The 18214-nt window shown below is 60.3% G+C and carries 17 protein-coding genes; 4 read left to right on the top strand and 13 right to left on the bottom strand.

The features are described from left to right. Positions 1 to 121 precede the first annotated feature (121 nt). The 3 genes from nirB to cysG all read left to right on the top strand — a co-directional run bounded on the left by nirB (position 122) and on the right by cysG (position 4436). Complete coding sequence (gene nirB, locus D7S44_RS18385) at positions 122 to 2662, top strand: nitrite reductase large subunit NirB (protein WP_120457306.1); 2541 nt, start codon at positions 122 to 124, stop codon at positions 2660 to 2662. After that, positions 2659 to 2985 carry a nitrite reductase small subunit NirD gene (nirD, locus tag D7S44_RS18380; RefSeq protein ID WP_120457304.1) on the top strand — a complete coding sequence of 109 codons (327 nt, stop codon included), beginning with the start codon at positions 2659 to 2661 and terminating at the stop codon, positions 2983 to 2985. The genes nirB and nirD overlap by 4 nt, the downstream gene beginning before the upstream one ends. Before the next feature lie 86 nt (positions 2986 to 3071). After that, positions 3072 to 4436, top strand: a complete 1365-nt coding sequence (gene cysG, locus D7S44_RS18375; protein WP_120457302.1) for a siroheme synthase CysG — start codon at positions 3072 to 3074, stop codon at positions 4434 to 4436. 134 nt (positions 4437 to 4570) lie between these two features. Here the strand turns inward: cysG and trpS are convergent, their stop codons facing one another. The 12 genes from trpS to pilM form a co-directional block, all read right to left on the bottom strand. Then, a complete protein-coding gene (gene trpS, locus D7S44_RS18370) occupies positions 4571 to 5575 on the bottom strand; it encodes a tryptophan--tRNA ligase (RefSeq protein WP_120457300.1) in 1005 nt (334 codons plus the stop codon). 13 nt (positions 5576 to 5588) lie between these two features. Then, positions 5589 to 6269, bottom strand: a complete 681-nt coding sequence (locus D7S44_RS18365) for a phosphoglycolate phosphatase (RefSeq protein WP_120457298.1) — start codon at positions 6267 to 6269, stop codon at positions 5589 to 5591. Next, complete coding sequence (rpe, locus tag D7S44_RS18360; protein ID WP_120457296.1) at positions 6253 to 6936, bottom strand: ribulose-phosphate 3-epimerase; 684 nt, start codon at positions 6934 to 6936, stop codon at positions 6253 to 6255. Before rpe ends, D7S44_RS18365 begins: the two co-directional genes overlap by 17 nt. Positions 6937 to 7002: 66 nt before the next feature. Beyond that, positions 7003 to 7815, bottom strand: coding sequence for an adenine-specific DNA-methyltransferase (gene dam / locus D7S44_RS18355; RefSeq protein ID WP_120457389.1), 813 nt, complete (start codon positions 7813 to 7815; stop codon positions 7003 to 7005). Between the two features lie 94 nt (positions 7816 to 7909). After that, on the bottom strand, positions 7910 to 8977 hold the full coding sequence (locus D7S44_RS18350; protein WP_120457294.1) for an SPOR domain-containing protein: 1068 nt from the start codon (positions 8975 to 8977) through the stop codon (positions 7910 to 7912). A 72-nt stretch (positions 8978 to 9049) separates the two neighbouring features. Next, a complete protein-coding gene (gene aroB / locus D7S44_RS18345) occupies positions 9050 to 10138 on the bottom strand; it encodes a 3-dehydroquinate synthase (protein WP_120457292.1) in 1089 nt (362 codons plus the stop codon). A gap of 38 nt (positions 10139 to 10176) precedes the next feature. Then, complete coding sequence (aroK, locus tag D7S44_RS18340; RefSeq protein ID WP_033753090.1) at positions 10177 to 10698, bottom strand: shikimate kinase AroK; 522 nt, start codon at positions 10696 to 10698, stop codon at positions 10177 to 10179. 360 nt (positions 10699 to 11058) lie between these two features. Continuing rightward, positions 11059 to 12324, bottom strand: a complete 1266-nt coding sequence (gene hofQ / locus D7S44_RS18335; RefSeq protein ID WP_120457289.1) for a DNA uptake porin HofQ — start codon at positions 12322 to 12324, stop codon at positions 11059 to 11061. After that, entirely contained in the window at positions 12263 to 12649 is a 387-nt protein-coding gene (locus tag D7S44_RS18330) for a HofP DNA utilization family protein (RefSeq protein ID WP_120457287.1), read from the bottom strand. The genes hofQ and D7S44_RS18330 overlap by 62 nt, the downstream gene beginning before the upstream one ends. After that, positions 12639 to 13130, bottom strand: a complete 492-nt coding sequence (locus D7S44_RS23560) for a HofO family protein (protein ID WP_158591283.1) — start codon at positions 13128 to 13130, stop codon at positions 12639 to 12641. The genes D7S44_RS18330 and D7S44_RS23560 overlap by 11 nt, the downstream gene beginning before the upstream one ends. Beyond that, on the bottom strand, positions 13123 to 13665 hold the full coding sequence (locus D7S44_RS18315) for a PilN domain-containing protein (RefSeq protein WP_120457283.1): 543 nt from the start codon (positions 13663 to 13665) through the stop codon (positions 13123 to 13125). Before D7S44_RS18315 ends, D7S44_RS23560 begins: the two co-directional genes overlap by 8 nt. Then, positions 13665 to 14480 (bottom strand): pilus assembly protein PilM, encoded by an 816-nt coding sequence (gene pilM, locus D7S44_RS18310; RefSeq protein WP_120457281.1) that lies wholly within the window; start codon positions 14478 to 14480, stop codon positions 13665 to 13667. The genes D7S44_RS18315 and pilM overlap by 1 nt, the downstream gene beginning before the upstream one ends. 117 nt (positions 14481 to 14597) lie before the next feature. Here pilM and mrcA point away from each other — a divergent pair, with 117 nt between their 5' ends. After that, positions 14598 to 17147, top strand: coding sequence for a peptidoglycan glycosyltransferase/peptidoglycan DD-transpeptidase MrcA (gene mrcA / locus D7S44_RS18305; RefSeq protein ID WP_120457279.1), 2550 nt, complete (start codon positions 14598 to 14600; stop codon positions 17145 to 17147). Between the two features lie 140 nt (positions 17148 to 17287). On the opposite strand, the gene nudE is transcribed toward mrcA, so the two are convergent. Then, positions 17288 to 17854 (bottom strand): ADP compounds hydrolase NudE, encoded by a 567-nt coding sequence (gene nudE, locus D7S44_RS18300; protein WP_120457277.1) that lies wholly within the window; start codon positions 17852 to 17854, stop codon positions 17288 to 17290. Positions 17855 to 18214 lie beyond the last annotated feature (360 nt).

The raw sequence follows: 18214 nt of genomic DNA, 5'->3' as shown, positions 1-18214 counted from the left end.
AATGATTCAGAAACAGCCACATACCTCAAAATAGGTATACGGAAAGGCACTTGATATATATCAATATGAGCTAAAAACGGCGCGCTATTGTAGCCTCAATTCCCGCAATTTTGAGGCAAGTATGAGCAAGCACAATGTCGTCGTTATCGGTAACGGCATGGTGGGGCATCGCTTTATTGAAGAACTGATCGACAAAGCCGAACCCGGCCAGTTCGCGTTAACCGTGTTCTGTGAAGAACCCCGCGTCGCCTATGACCGCGTCCACCTTTCCGCCTACTTCTCTCACCATACCGCCGAAGAACTCTCCCTGGTTCGCGAAGGCTACTATGAAAAACATCAGGTCAATCTGCTGCTGGGCGAACGCGCCATCACCATCAACCGTGAAGAGAAGCTGATCCACTCCAATACCGGCCGCGCCGTCCGTTACGATACGCTGATCTTCGCCACGGGTTCCTGGCCATGGATCCCGCCGATCAAAGGCTCGGAAGGCGCAGACTGCTTCGTCTATCGCACCATTGAAGATCTCAACGCCATTGAAGCCTGCGCGCGCCGCAGCAAACGAGGCGCGGTAATCGGCGGCGGCCTGCTCGGTCTGGAAGCCGCAGGCGCGTTGAAAAACTTAGGCATCGAAACGCACGTGATTGAGTTCGCGCCGGTACTGATGGCCGAACAGCTCGACGTTCAGGGCGGCGAGCAGCTGCGTCGTAAAATCGAAGAGATGGGCGTGCAGGTGCACACCAGCAAAAACACCCAGCAGATCGTGCATCATGCGGCGGGCGGCAAAACCCTGCAGTTTGCCGATGGCAGCGCGCTGGACGTTGACTTTATTGTCTTTTCCACCGGCATTCGTCCTCAGGACAAACTGGCGAAACAGTGCGGCCTGGCGATCGGCCAGCGCGGCGGCATCGCCGTAGACGACCGCTGCCGCACCAGCGATCCGGCAATTTACGCTATCGGCGAGTGCGCCGCATGGCAGAACCGCGTATTTGGTCTGGTCGCGCCGGGATATAAAATGGCGCAGGTGGCGAGCGATGCCTTAACCGGCCGTGACAGCGCCTTCCGGGGCGCTGACATGAGCGCCAAGCTCAAGCTGCTCGGTGTCGATGTCGGCGGCATCGGCGATGCCCACGGCCGTACGCCAGGGGCGCGCAGCTACGTCTGGCTGGATGAAAGCCGGTCGATCTACAAACGCTTGATCGTCAGCGAAGAGGGCAAAACCTTGCTCGGCGCAGTGCTGGTAGGCGATACCAGCGACTACGGCAATCTGCTGCAGTTCGTTCTTAACGCCATTCCGCTGCCGGAAAATCCGGAAGGTCTGATCCTGCCTGTTGGCAGTGGCGAAAAGCCGGTTATGGGTGTCGATTCGCTGCCGGACAGCGCGCAGATCTGCTCCTGCTTCGACGTCAGCAAAGGCGACATCATCAAAGCGGTTCAGGGCGGTTGCCACACCGTGGCGGCGCTGAAGAGCGAAACGCGCGCGGGAACCGGCTGCGGCGGCTGCATTCCGCTGCTGACGCAGGTGCTGAACGCCGAGCTTAGCCGTCAGGGCATTGAGGTCAATAACCACCTTTGCGCCCATTTCCCCTACTCCCGTCAGGAGCTTTATCACCTGATTCGCGTCGAGGAGATTAAAAGCTTCGACGCGCTGCTGGCAAAATATGGCGAAGGCTACGGCTGCGAAGTCTGCAAACCCACGGTAGCTTCGCTGCTGGCCTCCTGCTGGAACGACTTTGTGCTTGCGCCGCAGCATACACCGCTACAGGACAGCAACGATCTCTTCCTCGGCAATATTCAGAAAGATGGCACCTATTCCGTTATTCCACGTTCGCCCGGCGGCGAAATCACGCCGCAGGGCCTTAAAGTGATTGGCGAGGTCGCTGAGCGCTACAGCCTTTACACCAAAATCACCGGCTCGCAGCGCATCGGCCTGTTCGGCGCGCAGAAAGACGATCTGCCCGCCATCTGGTCGCAGCTTATCGCCGCGGGCTTTGAAACCGGTCAGGCCTACGCTAAAGCACTGCGCATGGCGAAAACCTGCGTCGGCAGCGCCTGGTGTCGTTACGGCGTCGGCGACAGCCTCGGCTTCGGCATCGCGCTGGAAAATCGCTATAAAGGTATCCGCACGCCGCATAAAATGAAGTTCGGCGTCTCAGGCTGCACGCGCGAATGCGCCGAGGCGCAGGGCAAAGACGTCGGCATTATCGCCACGGAAAAAGGCTGGAACCTCTACGTATGCGGCAACGGCGGCATGAAGCCGCGCCACGCCGATCTGCTGGCGGCCGATCTCGACGGCGACACGCTGATCGCCTATCTGGATCGCTTTATGATGTTCTATATCCGCACCGGAGACAGGCTGCAGCGCACCTCGCTGTGGCTGGAGAGCCTTGAGGGCGGCATCGACTATCTGCGCAGCGTGATTATCGACGACAAACTGGGCATTAACAGCAAGCTGGAGGCGGAGCTGAGCGAGCTGCGCGCCCGCGCCCGCTGCGAGTGGAAAGAAGCGGTGGAAGATCCCGCCCAGCAGGCGCGTTTCGCCCACTTTATCAACGCGCCGCTGCGCGATCCCAACGTGCAGATGGTCGCCGAGCGCAGCCAGCATCGTCCGGCGCGGCCGGAAGAGCGCATTGCCGTTACCCTGATTGAGGAGAGCGAAGTATGAGCCAGTGGACGCCCGTCTGCGATCTGGAGCAAATCCTGCCCGCCACCGGCGTATGCGCGCTGGTGAATAACCAGCAGATCGCTATTTTCCGCCCGCGCCAGGATAGTGAGCTGTTCGCCATCAGCAATATCGATCCCTTTGCGCAGGCCAGCGTGCTGTCGCGCGGCATAATCGCCGAGCATGAAGAGAGCCTCTGGGTAGCCAGCCCGCTGAAGAAGCAGCGTTTTCGCCTCAGCGACGGCTACTGTATGGAGGATGCGTCGCGCTCCGTCGCCGCTTTTCCGGTACGGGTAAACGCAGGCAAAGTCGAAGTGTGCGCCTGAACCGACCTCTCTCCTGATGCTATGCTACGCTGCCGACGCCCTGCGCGCCGGCAGCCTGCCTTCCTCTCTCGCTTTCAGGACGCTCTATGGACTACTTTCCCCTTTTTTGCCGCCTGCAGGGCAAACGTTGTTTGCTGGTGGGCGGCGGCGAAGTCGCTGAACGCAAAGCGCGCCTGCTGCTCTCTGCCGGCGCCGATCTGCACGTCGGCGCGCTGCATTTCTCCTCTGCGTTCCGTCAGTGGGCTGACAGCGGCGAGATAACGCCGATCTCAGGCACATTTAACGACGCATGGCTGGACAGGTGCTGGCTGGTAGTCGCCGCCACCGATGACGATGCGGTGAATCAGCAGGTGGCGCAGGCCGCCGAAGCGCGTCGCATCTTCTGCAATCTGGTGGATGCGCCGGAACAGGCCAGCGCTATTATGCCGTCAATCATCGATCGTTCGCCGCTGATGGTGGCGGTCTCTTCCGGCGGGCGCGCACCTGTGCTGGCCCGCCTGCTGCGTGAAAAAATCGAGGCGCTGCTGCCGCAGCATCTCGGTCAGCTGGCGTCGCTGGCAGGCACGCTGCGCGCGCGCGTCAGACAACGTTTCGCCTCTATGGCGCAGCGCCGCTATTTCTGGGAGCGTTTCTTTACCAGCGACAGGCTGGCGCAGACGCTGGCTAACGGCGACGGCGCGCGCGCGGCGCAGATGGTCGATTCCCTCTTCAGCGACGCGTTGCCCGCGCAGGGCGAAGTAACGCTGGTGGGCGCCGGGCCGGGCGACGCCGGGCTGCTGACGCTGAAAGGGCTACAGCAGATCCAGCAGGCTGATGTGATTGTGTATGACCGGCTGGTTTCAGAGGAGATCCTTAACCTGGTGCGTCGCGATGCGGAGCGGATTTTCGTCGGCAAGCGTGCCGGACATCACTGCGTGCCCCAGGCGCAGATTAACCAGCTGCTGCTGGAACAGGCGCAGCGCGGCAAGCGCGTCGTGCGGCTGAAAGGCGGCGATCCCTTTATTTTCGGACGCGGCGGCGAGGAGCTGGAGATCCTGGCGCAGCATCAGATACCGTTCAGCGTGGTGCCGGGCGTGACGGCGGCGTCAGGCTGCTCGGCCTACAGCGGCATTCCGCTGACTCACCGCGATCATGCGCAGAGCGTACGGCTGGTGACTGGCCATCTGCAGCAGGAAAACGCGCTGGAGTGGGAAAAACTGGCTGCCGAGCAGCAGACGCTGGTGTTTTATATGGGGCTGACGCAGGCGCCGCATATTCAGCAGCAGCTAATGCGTCACGGTATGCGCGCGGATATGCCGGTAGCGCTGGTGGAAAACGGCACCAGCACGCGACAGCGCGTAGTGACTGGCACGCTGGAGCGGCTCAGCGACCTGGCGCAACAGGTTGAGAGCCCGTCGTTGATTATTATCGGCAGCGTGGTTTCGCTGCGCGATCGGCTGCGCTGGTTTTAAGCGGAAGAGATAAGAACGGCGGCCGATAACCGCCGTATCGAGAAGATTTGTGCAGGATACTGACGCAGGTGAGAGGACGTTTCCTGCGGTCTGAAAGGACGGCGTAATTGCCGTCCTTTTATTTTTTCAGGGTCTCAGGGCGCGGCGACAAAGCCGATCGCTTCGTAGACCTTCTTCAGCGTCTCCTGCGCACGCGCACGCGCTTTCTGCGCGCCGTCGCGCATCACTTGCTCCAGGAAGGCTTCATCGTTGCGGTAGCGGTTGTAACGCTCCTGCAGCTCAGAGAGCATGCCGGATACCGCATCCGCCACGGCACCCTTAAGGTGGCCATACATCTTGCCTTCGAACTCCGCTTCCAGCTCGGCAATGGTTTTGCCGGTCACGCCCGACAGGATATCCAGCAGGTTCGACACCCCGGCCTTCTCCTTGACGTCGTAACGCACCACTGGCGGCTCTTCGGAGTCGGTAACGGCGCGTTTGATCTTCTTGACGACCGACTTCGGATCTTCCAGCAGGCCGATAACGTTATTGCGGTTATCGTCCGATTTGGACATCTTACGGGTCGGCTCCAGCAGCGACATTACGCGCGCGCCGGATTTCGGGATAAAAGGCTCAGGCACGCGGAAAATATCGCCATAGATGGCGTTAAAACGCTGTGCGATATCGCGGCTCAGCTCAAGGTGCTGCTTCTGGTCTTCGCCTACCGGCACCTGATTGGTCTGGTAAAGCAGGATATCCGCCGCCATCAGCACCGGATAATCAAACAGACCCGCGTTAATGTTCTCTTCGTAGCGAGCCGATTTATCCTTGAACTGAGTCATGCGGCTCAGCTCGCCGAAATAGGCGTAACAGTTCAGCACCCAGCTCAGCTGAGCATGTTCCGGTACGTGCGACTGCACGAAAATGGTGCTCTTGCTGGGATCGATGCCGCAGGCGAGATAGAGCGCCAGCGTATCCAGCGTCGCCTTGCGCAGCGCGATCGGATCCTGACGAACGGTGATGGCGTGCAGATCGACGATGCAGTAAATGCAGTGGAAATCGTCCTGCATCTGCACCCACTGACGCAGCGCACCCATATAGTTGCCAATGGTAAGTTCGCCGGACGGCTGTGCGCCGCTGAAAACAATGGGTTTGCTCATACTTGTGTCCTGATTAGTGCAGCCCGAGAAGGGGCAAAAGTTCATCAAAAGAGTCGAGAGTCAAGTCAGGGTTGCTGCCGGAAATCGGCTCGCCGTAGTTATAGCCATAGGTCATGGCGACGTTCGGCACCCCAGCGGCCTGGGCCGCCTGAATATCGTTGCGTGAATCGCCGACGAACAAAAGCTGATTCGGCAGCACGCCGAAGCGGCCTAGCACCAGAAAAATCGCGGCGGGGTGCGGTTTCTTTACGATCACGTCATCGCCGCCAATGATCAGCGTAAAGGCTTCGGCGATGCCCAGCGACGCCAGCAGCGGCGCGACGAAAGGCGTCGGCTTATTGGTGACGATCGCCATCGGCAAGCCTTTGGCATGCAGCGCCAGCAGCGTCTCTCTCACCTGCGGAAAGAGCGTGCTGCCCGCTTCCACCGTACTGGCGTAATGTTTGTCGAACAGCGCGCGCGCGTCGCGCTGCTCATCGGGCTGCGGCGCGCGGCCCAGCGCCCAGGTCAGCGCGCGCGACATCATCACATCCGCGCCGTTGCCGATCCAGGTAGAGGCGCGCTCTACGCCCGCGGGCGGCAGCTGTAAATCCGCCAGCGCGTGGTCGATAGCCTGCGCCAGCCCTGGCGCGCTGTGCACCAGCGTACCGTCAAGATCGAACGCCAGCGCGCGGATATCAGTGAAATGAGCCATTAACCTTCTCCAGTTCGTGACGCATTTCATCAATCACTTTCTTGTAGTCGGGATGGCCGAAAATTGCCGAACCGGCAACGAACATATCCGCACCTGCCGCGGCGATCTGCGCGATATTGTCAATTTTTACGCCGCCGTCCACTTCCAGGCGAATATTGTAGCCGCCGTGATCGATGCGCCTGCGCGCTTCACGCAGCTTATCCAGCGTACCGGGAATAAAGGACTGGCCGCCGAAGCCAGGATTGACCGACATAATCAGGATCACGTCGAGCTTATCCATCACGTAATCGAGGTAGCTCAGCGGCGTCGCGGGGTTAAATACCATGCCCGCTTTGCAGCCGTGCTCTTTAATCAGCTGCAGCGTGCGGTCAACGTGCTCGCTCGCTTCGGGATGAAAGGTGATATAGCTGGCGCCTGCTTTGGCGAACTCCGGGATCAGCGCATCGACCGGCTTAACCATCAGATGCACGTCTATCGGCGCGGTAATACCGTAGTCGCGCAGCGCTTTCAGCACCATCGGCCCCATCGTCAGATTGGGAACATAGTGGTTGTCCATCACGTCGAAATGCACCACGTTGCCGCCAGCGGCTAACGCTTTTGCGGTATCTTCACCAAGGCGGGCAAAATCCGCCGAGAGGATTGAAGGGGCCAGCAAATATTGTTTCATCCGATTCTCCCAATGTTGTGCGCCAGCCTTGCGGCTGACGTAATGCCTGGTCGCGGACGAAACAGACTAGCAGTAAAGTGCCAGCAGTTCGTCGACCTGTGTGCGACCCGTTATGCTCCGACTGATAGAACGCCGTGCTTTAACCACATGTAAGACTGCATCCTGATACCAGAGACGCGTCAGCGCGGTATCGTGATTAGAGATCAGAACCGGTATGCGGCTCTCCAGCGCCAGCCGCGACGCCAGCTCCGCAAGATGCTGCTGCTCCCGCAGGCTAAAGCTGTTGGTGTGGTAGGCCGTAAAATTGGCCGTTGCCGACAGCGGCGCATAGGGCGGATCGCAATAGACCACCGAACCCGCCTGCGCGTTAGTCAGGGTAACATCGTACGATTCGCAGACAAAGGTCGCCTTTTGCGCCCGCTCAGCAAACCATAGCAGTTCAGCCTCAGGAAAATAGGGCTTGCGGTAGCGGCCGAAGGGCACGTTGAACTCGCCGCGCAGATTATAGCGGCATAAGCCGTTGTAACCGTGGCGGTTAAGATAGAGAAACAGCAGCGCGCGCTCATAGGCGTCGCTGCTGGCGTTAAAGGCGGTGCGGCGCAGGTAATAGCACTCCGACGTATTGCCTTCCGGCGAGAAGAGCCGACGCGCATCCTCAATAAATACCGCGCTGCGGTCTTTAACGATGTTATAGAGATTAATCAGGTCGCTGTTGATATCCGCCAGATGGTAGCGCTCATAGTCGGTGTTGAGAAACACCGAACCCGCGCCGACAAATGGCTCAATCAGGCAGTCGCCTTGCGGCAGATGGCGACGGATATCCTCCATCAGAGGGTATTTGCCTCCTGCCCATTTCAGGAAAGCGCGATTTTTCTTCATGCTGTCGTGGTTATACATCTTATTGTGGAGCTGTGGCGGACCGACAGCAGAACGGCGCTTATCAACGGGGCCGGATTAACCGGCCCCACATGGTTTACTGGCTGGCTTCTTTTTTAACCTGACTCACGGGCTTCACCCAGGGATTTTGCGCGCGTACTTCTGCGGGCAGCGAGGCGACGGCGCGTCGGGCGTCCGCCGAGGTCGCGTAAGATCCGCTCACCAGCACGTACCACGGCTGGCCGTTGCGGGTGGTTTTGTAGACGTGATAGCCGCTGAGATTTTGTTTCTTCGCCCAGGCGTTCAGGCTTTCTGCACGCGAGGCGCCGCTCAGCTGCAGCGTATAGTTGCCGCCCGGCACCGACTTGCCTGCTGCGCTGCTGCTGGCTGTCGCGCTGCTGCTGGATGCCGCGCCGTTGCCGCTTGTCGTGCTGCCAAGGGCAGGACGCGCTGGCGTGGTATGAGTGCGGCTTTCGCTGGCCGCTGGGCGGCTGGCTGCGGCGGATTTATGCGCCGGTTCGCGTGACGCATGCGGCTGCGCAGCGGGGCGTGGCGTGGCCGAACGCGTCGCCGCAGGCGCGCTAATGCTGTTGCCAGCGCTACCGCTGACGGTCGCCGGCGCAGTCGGCAGCGAGCTGCCGCCCTGTGCGGCGTTATCAACCTGCTGCTGCTGATTGCTCAGCGCGCTGTTGAGATCGCCAGGCAAAGTGACGCGCTGCTGACTGGCGGGCGCCTCCACCGGCGCTGCCTGCGTCGGCGTAGAGGAGACCGGCGGCATAGAGACGTCGCGCGGCGCGCTGCCACTGGCTGGCGCACTGCCATCGACCGGCGCGTTGCCTGGGGCTGCGCCTTCCGTCGGCGCCGTCTGCCCGCCGCTCATGGTGGTCGAGCCGGAAAGATCGATGCTCTTTTCGCCGCCGTTGCCGCCGGAGGAAGCCGGTGCGTTCTTCGCGCCGTTGCCTGCCGCCGGTTTGCTCTCATCGGGGCCTTTCAGCGCCGATCCAATGCCAAGCACCAGCAGCAACAGCACCAGAATGCCGATGCCCATCATCATATGCTGGCGCGAAACCGGTACTTTAGGTGCAGAAGCCGTCTTACGCGGGCGCGAGGGACGGCGGTCGCTGGCGTCAGGTTTTAACTCGTCTTCCGGTTTAAACTCATCCATTTTGCCTCCTCCGTAAAGCGGCATTCGGCCATGCGCACCCCGCGCGCCGCGTCACCACTTAACTGCTTATATTCAGGGTTTCTGACAGTCGTTAATTGCAGCCAGCACCATATCATGCGCCACGCCGCCGCGCACTTCGGAGCGGCCTAACGCCAGCGGCAGCACCAGCCGCAGCTCGCCACCCAGCACCTTTTTATCGCGCAGCATATGCGGCAGATAATCTTCCGCCTTCATGCTCTCCGGGCCGTGCACCGGCAGACCGGCGCGCTGCAACAGCGCGATGATACGCTGCGTGTCGGCCTCGCTGAACTGGCCCAGACGCTGCGCCGTGCGCGCCGCCATGACCATCCCCGCCGCGACGGCTTCGCCGTGCAGCCAGTTGCCGTAGCCCATATGCGCCTCGATGGCGTGGCCGAAGGTGTGCCCCAGGTTCAGCAGCGCGCGCTGGCCATGCTCATGCTCATCCGCCGCGACGACCTCTGCCTTAAGCTCGCAGCAGCGGCGAATGCACCAGGCTGTCGCCTGTTCATCCAGCGCCAGCAGTGCATCGAGGTTTTGCTCCAGCCAGCTAAAGAAATCGCCGTCCAGAATAATGCCGTATTTGATCACTTCCGCCAGGCCTGAAGCCAGCTCGCGCGGCGGCAGCGTGCGCAGACAGTCAGTATCGATCACTACCGATGCGGGCTGGTAGAAAGCGCCGATCATGTTTTTGCCTAACGGGTGGTTAACGGCCGTTTTGCCGCCGACCGATGAATCGACCTGCGACAGCAGCGTGGTGGGCACCTGAATAAAGCGCACGCCGCGCTGATAGCTGGCGGCCGCAAAGCCGGTAAGATCGCCGATCACGCCGCCGCCCAGCGCAATAAGCGTGGTGTCGCGGCCGTGCGGCTTTTGTAGTAACGCGGTAAAGACCTCATCCATCACAGCCAGCGTTTTGTACTGCTCGCCGTCGGGTAGAATCACCTGATCCACTTTGACGCCCGCAGCCGTCAGCAGCGCCGAGAGCTTTTCAAGATAGAGCGGCTCCAGCGTCTGGTTGGTGACCAGCATCGCGTTATCACCCGCTTTCAGCGGCCAAAAAGAAGCCGGATCCTTGAACAGTCCGGCGGCAATGGTGATGGGATAGCTACGCTCTCCCAGTGAGACGGTGATCTTCTCCATGATGCTCGATACCTGTTACTGAGCCTTTCGGCATTAGATCAGTTTTTTTCCAACATGTGGATAATCTGGTTGGCCACCACTTTCGCACTTTGATCGTCAGTACGAATGGTGACATCCGCGATCTCTTCATAGAGCGGGTTGCGCTCGCCCGCCAGCGCTTCAAGCACTTCACGCGGCGGTGAATCAACCTGCAGCAACGGGCGCTTTTTATCGCGCTGCGTGCGTGCCAGCTGTTTCTCAATGGTGGTTTCAAGATACACCACGACACCGCGGGCGGAGAGACGATTGCGTGTTTCCCGAGATTTGACGGAACCGCCGCCGGTCGCCAGGACAATGCCCTGCTTCTCGGTCAGCTCGTTAATGATTTTTTCTTCGCGGTCACGAAATCCAGCTTCGCCCTCGACGTCAAATACCCAGCCCACATCCGCTCCGGTACGTCGCTCAATTTCCTGATCGGAATCGAAAAATTCCATATTGAGTTGCTGAGCTAACTGACGACCAATAGTGCTTTTGCCGGCACCCATCGGCCCAACCAGAAAGATATTGCGTTTCTCTGCCATTTTGTCGGTATTACTAAGAATTCGTTGATGATACCCCGCGTTCAGCGATATCGCTGGCGGGACAGGAACTGAGACCTCATGAGCGTTAGCAAGAGTCAGACGAAAAATTATCTCAACACTCAAGGGCGTTTGGCAACCGAATAAATCGCGCCCGGCATTCCCCTTGCGGGACCGGTGTGCAATATGCGAAACGATGCGCATTAGCGCTGCGCTTTTTACGCGCCGCCTTCAGGAGAGATATCTGACCCTGACGGATACGCGCCGTCGGGACGGTTACAGCGTTCTAAAAATCGCTAAACCTTGTATGCTAATTCCAGTCCTGCGTCAACGCAGTTGGCACTACGGAGCGCATTTTCCGGTTTATCCGGCCGTAAGCGCTGCTTCCCTGACCAATCGCGGCGTAATGAAGATTACCAGCTCGCGTTTTTTATTTTCCGCGGTCTGATGACGAAACAGCGCCCCCAGCAGCGGGATATTGCCCAGCACCGGCACGCGATTTTCGCCCCGGCTTCGCTGCTGCTGAAAAATACCGCCCAGCGCCAGGGTTTCGCCATCTTTCAGGGTGACCTGCGTTTCGATCTCCTGCTTATCAATGGAGAGTATGCTGCTGTCGCCGTTCTGAATCGCACGGCCCGGCACGTTCTGGCTGATACGGATTTTCAGGTGGATGCGCCCGTTGCCCAGTACATCAGGCGTGACCTCCATGCCCAGCACCGCCTCTTTAAATTCAATAGTAGTCGCGCCGCTGTTGCCTGCCGAAACTTCATACGGAATTTCGCTGCCCTGCTTGATCATCGCCTTCTGCTGGTGCGAGGTGAACAGACGCGGACTGGCGATAATATCGACCTGGTTTTCCTGCTCCAGCGCACTTAGCTCCAGATCGAGCAGCCGACCGCCGACCCGCGCCAGCGTGACGCCCGCCGTTATTCCCGGCGAGCTCGCCGCCAGTGGAATCGCCAGTCGTGGATTACGCAACGCGTCGGTCACCGCGTCCGCGCTGGCAGACAGGTTCCAGTTAACGCCGAGTTCGCGCAGCGTCTCCTCGCTGATGGTGACGATATGCGCCGCCAGCTCGACCTGCTCAAGCGGCACATCAAGCGCCTGCAGCCAGCGTTCGGCATCCCTGAGCGCCGAGGGCGTATCGCGCAGCAGCAAGGCATTAGCGCGCGCATCCAGGGTCACGCTGCCGCGCGGCGTCAGCAGCGTCTGCCGCTCCCCCTGCAGGCTGCGATAGACCTCTGCCGCGTTAGCGTAGTGCAGCGTCACGGCGCGCAGCTCCAGCGGCGGCGGCGTGCTGGCCGCCTGCTCTTGCTGCTGTTGCTGTAGCCAGCTGTCGGGGTAGACCAGCAGCACGTTCTCCTCTTCCACTACCGTGAGCGCCGCCAGCCGCGTCACCAGCGACAGCGCCTGCTTCCAGGGCACGTCATCAAGCCGCAGCGAGAGGCTTCCCTCCACGCCAGGGGCGATTAACAGGTTAAGGTGCTGATAATCCGCCAGCGCCTGCAGAATCCGGGCTACCGGCGCATCATCGAAATTGAGGCTGAGCCGCTGGCCGTTATCGTCGTCATTCGCCAGCGTCGGCGCCAGCCAGAGGCTCGCCAGCAGAAAGAGGATTATCCTGAGCATAAGCGCTTCCTTTCAGGGAGAAAGTGATCATCTGCGGCGAGCAGCCGCTGCTTGTTGTTAGCGTCAGGCTGCGAGGCGCGATGGCGCTCATTCGCCAGCCCGACAGCGGAAGGGGATCCGCCAGGGCGATCTTAACGATGGTGCCCTGGGGAGAAACCAGCCAGGCGCGCAGGGCAGCCGCTCGTCCCAGCACGCCCTGCAGTCGCCAGCCGGTCAGGGCGGTCGGCGCGACGCACAGGCTGCTCGCCAGCGGCTGAAACGGGTCGCGCGGCGCGGCATACAGACTGGCTGCGCTCAGCCAGAGGAGCAGCCATTTAGCGTGCATCGTCGCCCTCCAGCCAGAGTCTCGCCCATACTTTCCCCTGTCTCGCCTCAAGCAAGAAGCGCGCAGGGAAAGGAACCTCTGTACTTGCCAGATCGGCGAACAACGGCTGAAACTGCTCCCACGCCAGCAGCAGCGTTACGCTGCGCGGCTCCGACTCAGGCTGCCACGCCTCCAGCTGGCTGCCGCGCGCCGCCAGCAGCGTTTCAAGCGGCACGGCACGGGGGGCGTCAGAGTGGTCTGCGATATCGGTCAGCTGCGCCCGTAGCAACGCCTCCGCAGGCAGCGCGCTAAGCTGCGCCAGCTGCTGCTGATATGACTGTTCAAGCCTTGCGATGTCGACGCGCAGCTCCTGCTGCGCCAGCCGCTGCGGCCGCACAAGCAGCAGCCACAACACCAGCGTCGCCAGGACAAAGCACGCCGTCGCCATAGCGATCTGTCCGCGCAGCGGCAGACGCAGCCAGCGCTCCAGCACGCTATTCATCGCCGGGCTCCTCAAGCCGGGCGCGCAGCGCAAAACGATAGTAACCGTCCGGCTGACGCGCTACATCGCCCTGCTTGACCGCCGCAAACAGCGTCTGTTCGCCGAGCCGTCGACGCAGTTCGTCTATCGCCCCCATATCCAGCGAGCGCCCTTCTACGCTCAGACGCGCCGGCTCTTTTTCCACGCGCTCCAGCCAGAGCTGGTCAGGCAGCAGCGTCGGCAGCGCCTGCCAGAAATGATGCCACCGCATCAGTTCCGCAGCGTGGTGCTGCGCGTTGCGCCACTGCGTCTGCTGCATAGCCAGCTGCTGCTGCAGATCGCGACGCTGGCTGAGCTGCCGGGCGATCGTCGTCAGCGCATCGTGCGCGTCGTTCTGCGCGCTCCTTAACTGCTGGCTGATACGGTTGAGATGCCAGAGCTGTAAGACTGCGGCCAGCATCAGCAACAGCAACAGCGTCGCGCCAACGCCCAGGGCGGCGCGGCGCTGACGTCGCAGACGCGCATGCCGCCACGGCAGCAAATTCACCGCAATCATCAGCAGTCCTCCGGGCGCAGCGCCAGCCCGGCGGCGATACAGAACGCCGCTTCCTGCTGCGGCAGCGGCGGCTGCTGATACGTAAACAGCCTGAACGGCGAGAAAGGAGAAAATGCAGCGGGCAGAACGACATCGGAGGGCGCGCAGCCGTACAGCGTGCTGGCGTAAGGAAAGGAGCGCTGCGCGACGTCTTCTGCGGTTATGTCCAGACTGGCGCTGCCGACGACGCTCTCGCCGGCGCGGCTATACCAGAGCCATTGGGCGTCGTGACAGAGCAGCAGCGCGGCATCATCGGCCAGCCCAGCGGCCTGCGCCGTCAGCGCCAGCGCATGCGTCGTCAGTTCAAAAACCCGGGGCCGCAGCGCGCTCTGCTGCAGCGGCGCCAGCCACTGCGCGATCACCGCCTGCCGTGCGGCCGTTATGTAAAGCTGGCGATCCGCTTCGCTGGCGCGGTAATCCAGCGCCAGCGCTTCCGGTTCGACAGGAAAGAGACGCTGCGCCGCCGACGTCACGTAACGTTCCAGCGCAGGCTCTTGCAGACGCTGCGTCGGCAGAGCCAGCGACCGTTGCAGTACCAGCTGCGTCGGCAGCCCAACGCGCAGCGAATAGCGCTGCGGCAGCTGCTGTTGCAACATGCGCAGCGCCGCCTGCAATTCAGGCGAAGATTGCAGCACGCCGTTTCTTAACGTATCTTGCGGCAGCCCTTGCTGCCACCAGCGGCACAGTTGCCAGCCGCCGCGCCGGCGCTGTATAGCGAGAGCGCAGAGCTGCGTATTCTGAATATCCAGTCCGACTTGCCATGTCTGAAAAGCCATGCGCGCGATCTCCTTATCTACAGGGGTAAAAGGACATATCAAAGCGTCTGGCTTGCCTTTATACTACCGCGCGGTTGTTTATAAACTGCTCAAACGACAACAGATGGGAAACTCCAGGTGAAGTTCGTAAAGTATTTATTAATCCTTGCAGTGTGTTGCATCTTGCTGGGAGCTGGCTCGATTTATGGTCTGTACAAATATATAGAGCCGCAGCTGCCCGACGTTAACACGCTGAAAGATGTGCGCCTGCAGACGCCCATGCAGGTGTACAGCGCGGATGGCGAGCTGATCGCCCAGTACGGAGAAAAACGCCGTATTCCGCTGACGCTGCAGCAGATGCCGCCAGAGCTGATCAAAGCGTTTATCGCAACGGAAGACAGCCGTTTCTATGAGCATCACGGCGTAGATCCGGTCGGTATTTTCCGTGCGGCCAGCATCGCGCTGATGTCCGGCCACGCGTCGCAGGGCGCGAGCACCATTACGCAGCAGCTGGCGCGTAACTTCTTCCTCAGCCCGGAACGCACGCTGATGCGTAAAATCAAGGAGGCGTTTCTCGCCATCCGCATTGAGCAGCTGCTGAATAAAGATGAGATCCTTGAGCTCTATCTGAACAAGATCTACCTCGGCTACCGCGCCTATGGCGTCGGCGCTGCTGCGCAGGTCTATTTCGGCAAACCGGTGGACCAGCTTTCGCTGAGCGAAATGGCGATGATTGCGGGCCTGCCGAAGGCGCCTTCGACCTTTAACCCGCTCTACTCCCACAGCCGCGCGCTGGCGCGTCGCAATGTGGTGCTCTCGCGTATGCTGGATCAGCGCTATATCACCCAGCAGCAGTACGATGAAGCGCGCAATACGCCGCTTGAAGCGAGCTATCACGGACCGGAAATCGCCTTTTCTTCGCCCTATCTGAGCGAGATGGTGCGTCAGGAGATGGTGAAACGCTACGGCGACGGCGCTTACAACGACGGTTATAAGGTCTATACCACTGTGACCCGTCGCCTGCAGCAGGCGGCGCAGGAGGCGGTGCGCAATAACGTGCTGGCCTATGATATGCGTCACGGCTACCGTGGGCCGACCAGCGTGTTCTGGAAAGTAGGCGAACCCGCCTGGAGCCAGGAGCAGATCCTGAAAGCGCTGAAGCCGCTGCCGGTTTACGGCCCGCTGTTGCCTGCCGTGGTAACACAGGCCAGCAGCGACGAAGCGACCGCGATGCTGAAAGATGGCACCAGCGTCTCGCTGGGCCTTGCTGGCGTGCGCTGGGCGCGCGCGTTCAAGTCCGATACCGTACAAGGTCCGACGCCGCGGAGCGTGACCCAGGTCGTACAGCCGGGCCAGCAGATTTGGGTGCGTAAAGTCGATAACAACTGGTGGCTGGCGCAGGTGCCGGACGTCAACTCCGCGCTGGTGTCGCTCGATCCGCAAACCGGCGCGGTACGCGCGCTGGTCGGCGGATTCGACTTCAATCAAAGCATGTTCAACCGCGCCACCCAGGCGCTGCGTCAGGTCGGCTCCAATATCAAGCCGTTCCTCTATACCGCAGCGATGGACCGCGGCCTGACGCTCGCTTCCATTCTGAACGACGTACCGATTTCGCGCTGGGATGCCGGCGCGGGTGCCGACTGGCGACCGAAAAACTCGCCGCCCACCTATGATGGCCCGATTCGTCTGCGTCAGGGGTTAGGTCAGTCGAAAAACGTTGTGATGGTGCGCGCCATGCGCGCGATGGGTGTCGATTACGCGGCGGAATATCTGCAGCGCTTCGGCTTCCCGGCGCAGAATATCGTTCATACCGAATCGCTGGCGCTGGGCGCGGCTTCTTTTACGCCGATGCAGGTGGTTCGCGGCTACTCGGTAATGGCGAACGGCGGCTTCCTGGTCGATCCTTACTTCATCAGCAAGATTGAGAACGAGCAAGGCGGAACGGTTTTCGAAGCGAAACCGCGCATCGCCTGCCCGCAGTGCAATTTACCGGTGATTTACGGCGAAACGCGTAAAGCGCTGGCGCTTAACGAAGAGAGCGTCGAGAACGTTGCGACGTCCGATCAAAGCCAGAACCAGACTGCGCCGCAGCCCGCGCTGGAGCAGGTTCCCGCTCAGTCGCAGCCGGGCGAACAGCAGTATGCGCCGCATGTGATCAACACGCCGCTGTCGTTCCTGATCAAAAGCGCGCTTAACTCCAATATCTTTGGCGAACCGGGCTGGATGGGCACCGGCTGGCGCGCGTCGCGCGACCTGAAACGCAACGATATTGGCGGTAAAACGGGTACCACCAACAGCTCGAAGGATGCCTGGTTCTCGGGTTACGGCCCTGGCGTAGTGACCTCGGTATGGATTGGCTTTGACGATGCGCGCCGCGACTTAGGCCGCAGCACGCTCTCAGGCGCGATTCCGAACCAGATTTCCGGTTACGAAGGCGGCGCGAAAAGCGCGCAGCCCGCGTGGGATGATTATATGAAGAGCGCGCTGGACGGCGTGCCGGAGCAGCCTCTGACGCCGCCGGACGGCATTGTTACGGTCACTATCGACCGCAGCACCGGTAAGCTGGCTAACGGCGGCGGCAATACGCGTCAGGAATATTTCATCAACGGCACCCAGCCAACGGAATATTCAGTGCATGACGTCGGCACCACCATTATGGATAACGGTGAGAGCCACGAACTGTTCTAAACAGGGGTGAACCCAGCAAAAAGGCCGACAGTGATGTCGGCCTTTTTTGTTTACTGCCAGTGTGCCAGCGCGGGTGAGCGTTATCAGCTCTCTGTAAGGCTAAAAAAGCCGGTCTTCTTATTCAGTCGCTACCCTGACCGTTAGTAGCGCAGCCTTCCCTGCCGCACCAGCCATTCCCGCACCAGGAACAGCGCGCTGACGTTGCGTGCCTCGCGGAAATCGGGCTCCTGCAGCAGCGCCAGCAGGTTATCCAGCGGCCAGCGATGCTCAATCAGCGGCTCAGGCTCATCGCCCTCCAGCCGTTCAGGATAGAGCCCTTCCGCCACGACGATATTCATCTTGCTGGAGAAGTAAGAGGGTGCCATCGTCAGCTTGCTGAGAAACTCCAGCTTCTCCGCGCCGAAGCCCACTTCCTCTTTCAGCTCGCGGTTGGCCGCTTCGAACACCGTTTCGCCCGGATCGATCAATCCTTTGGGAAAACCCAGCTCATAGGTTTCCAGTCCAACCGCGTACTCCTGAATCAGCACGACCTGGTCGTCGATAATCGGGACAATCATTACCGCCTCGCGCTCGGACGGTTTCATTCGCTCATACACGCGTCGCGCGCCGTTGCTAAAAGCGAGATCGACCGACTCAACGGTGAAGAGCCGCGAACGCGCCACGGTTTCCACATTGAGAATGTCGGGTTTTTTTAACGGATTCTTCATATCAGCCTCAGACTTTCAACGCCGTGCGATGCCGGGAAAAAATTAGCTTACCTGACCACAGGCGATTGTGCGACAGCGAGTTTAGCCACTCAGCCCGACGCTGCGCCGTATCAGGGGCTCACGGGCGTTGTTGCGCCAGTTAACGCTTTTGCAATAAGTCAACGTCAGAGGGTAAAATTCAGAAAAGACCGATGTTTAATTCAGGTTCTGACGGTTAACATTCGGACAAGGCATGCTGCATTAACTTCTAATTTAATGATTTTGCGCGTTATTTCCTCTGGCATTTAGCTTGTCAGAATAGTTTATTCCCGCCAAAATTGTCTTAAATAACAGTTCTATCTGGGAGCATTAGTCCAACGT

It is taken from the genome of Pantoea piersonii (genome assembly GCF_003612015.1).
GTDB classification, from domain to species: Bacteria; Pseudomonadota; Gammaproteobacteria; order Enterobacterales; family Enterobacteriaceae; genus Pantoea; species Pantoea piersonii.
Note: the sequence above shows the minus strand (reverse complement) of the source record. Positions and strands in the feature narration are given on the sequence as shown.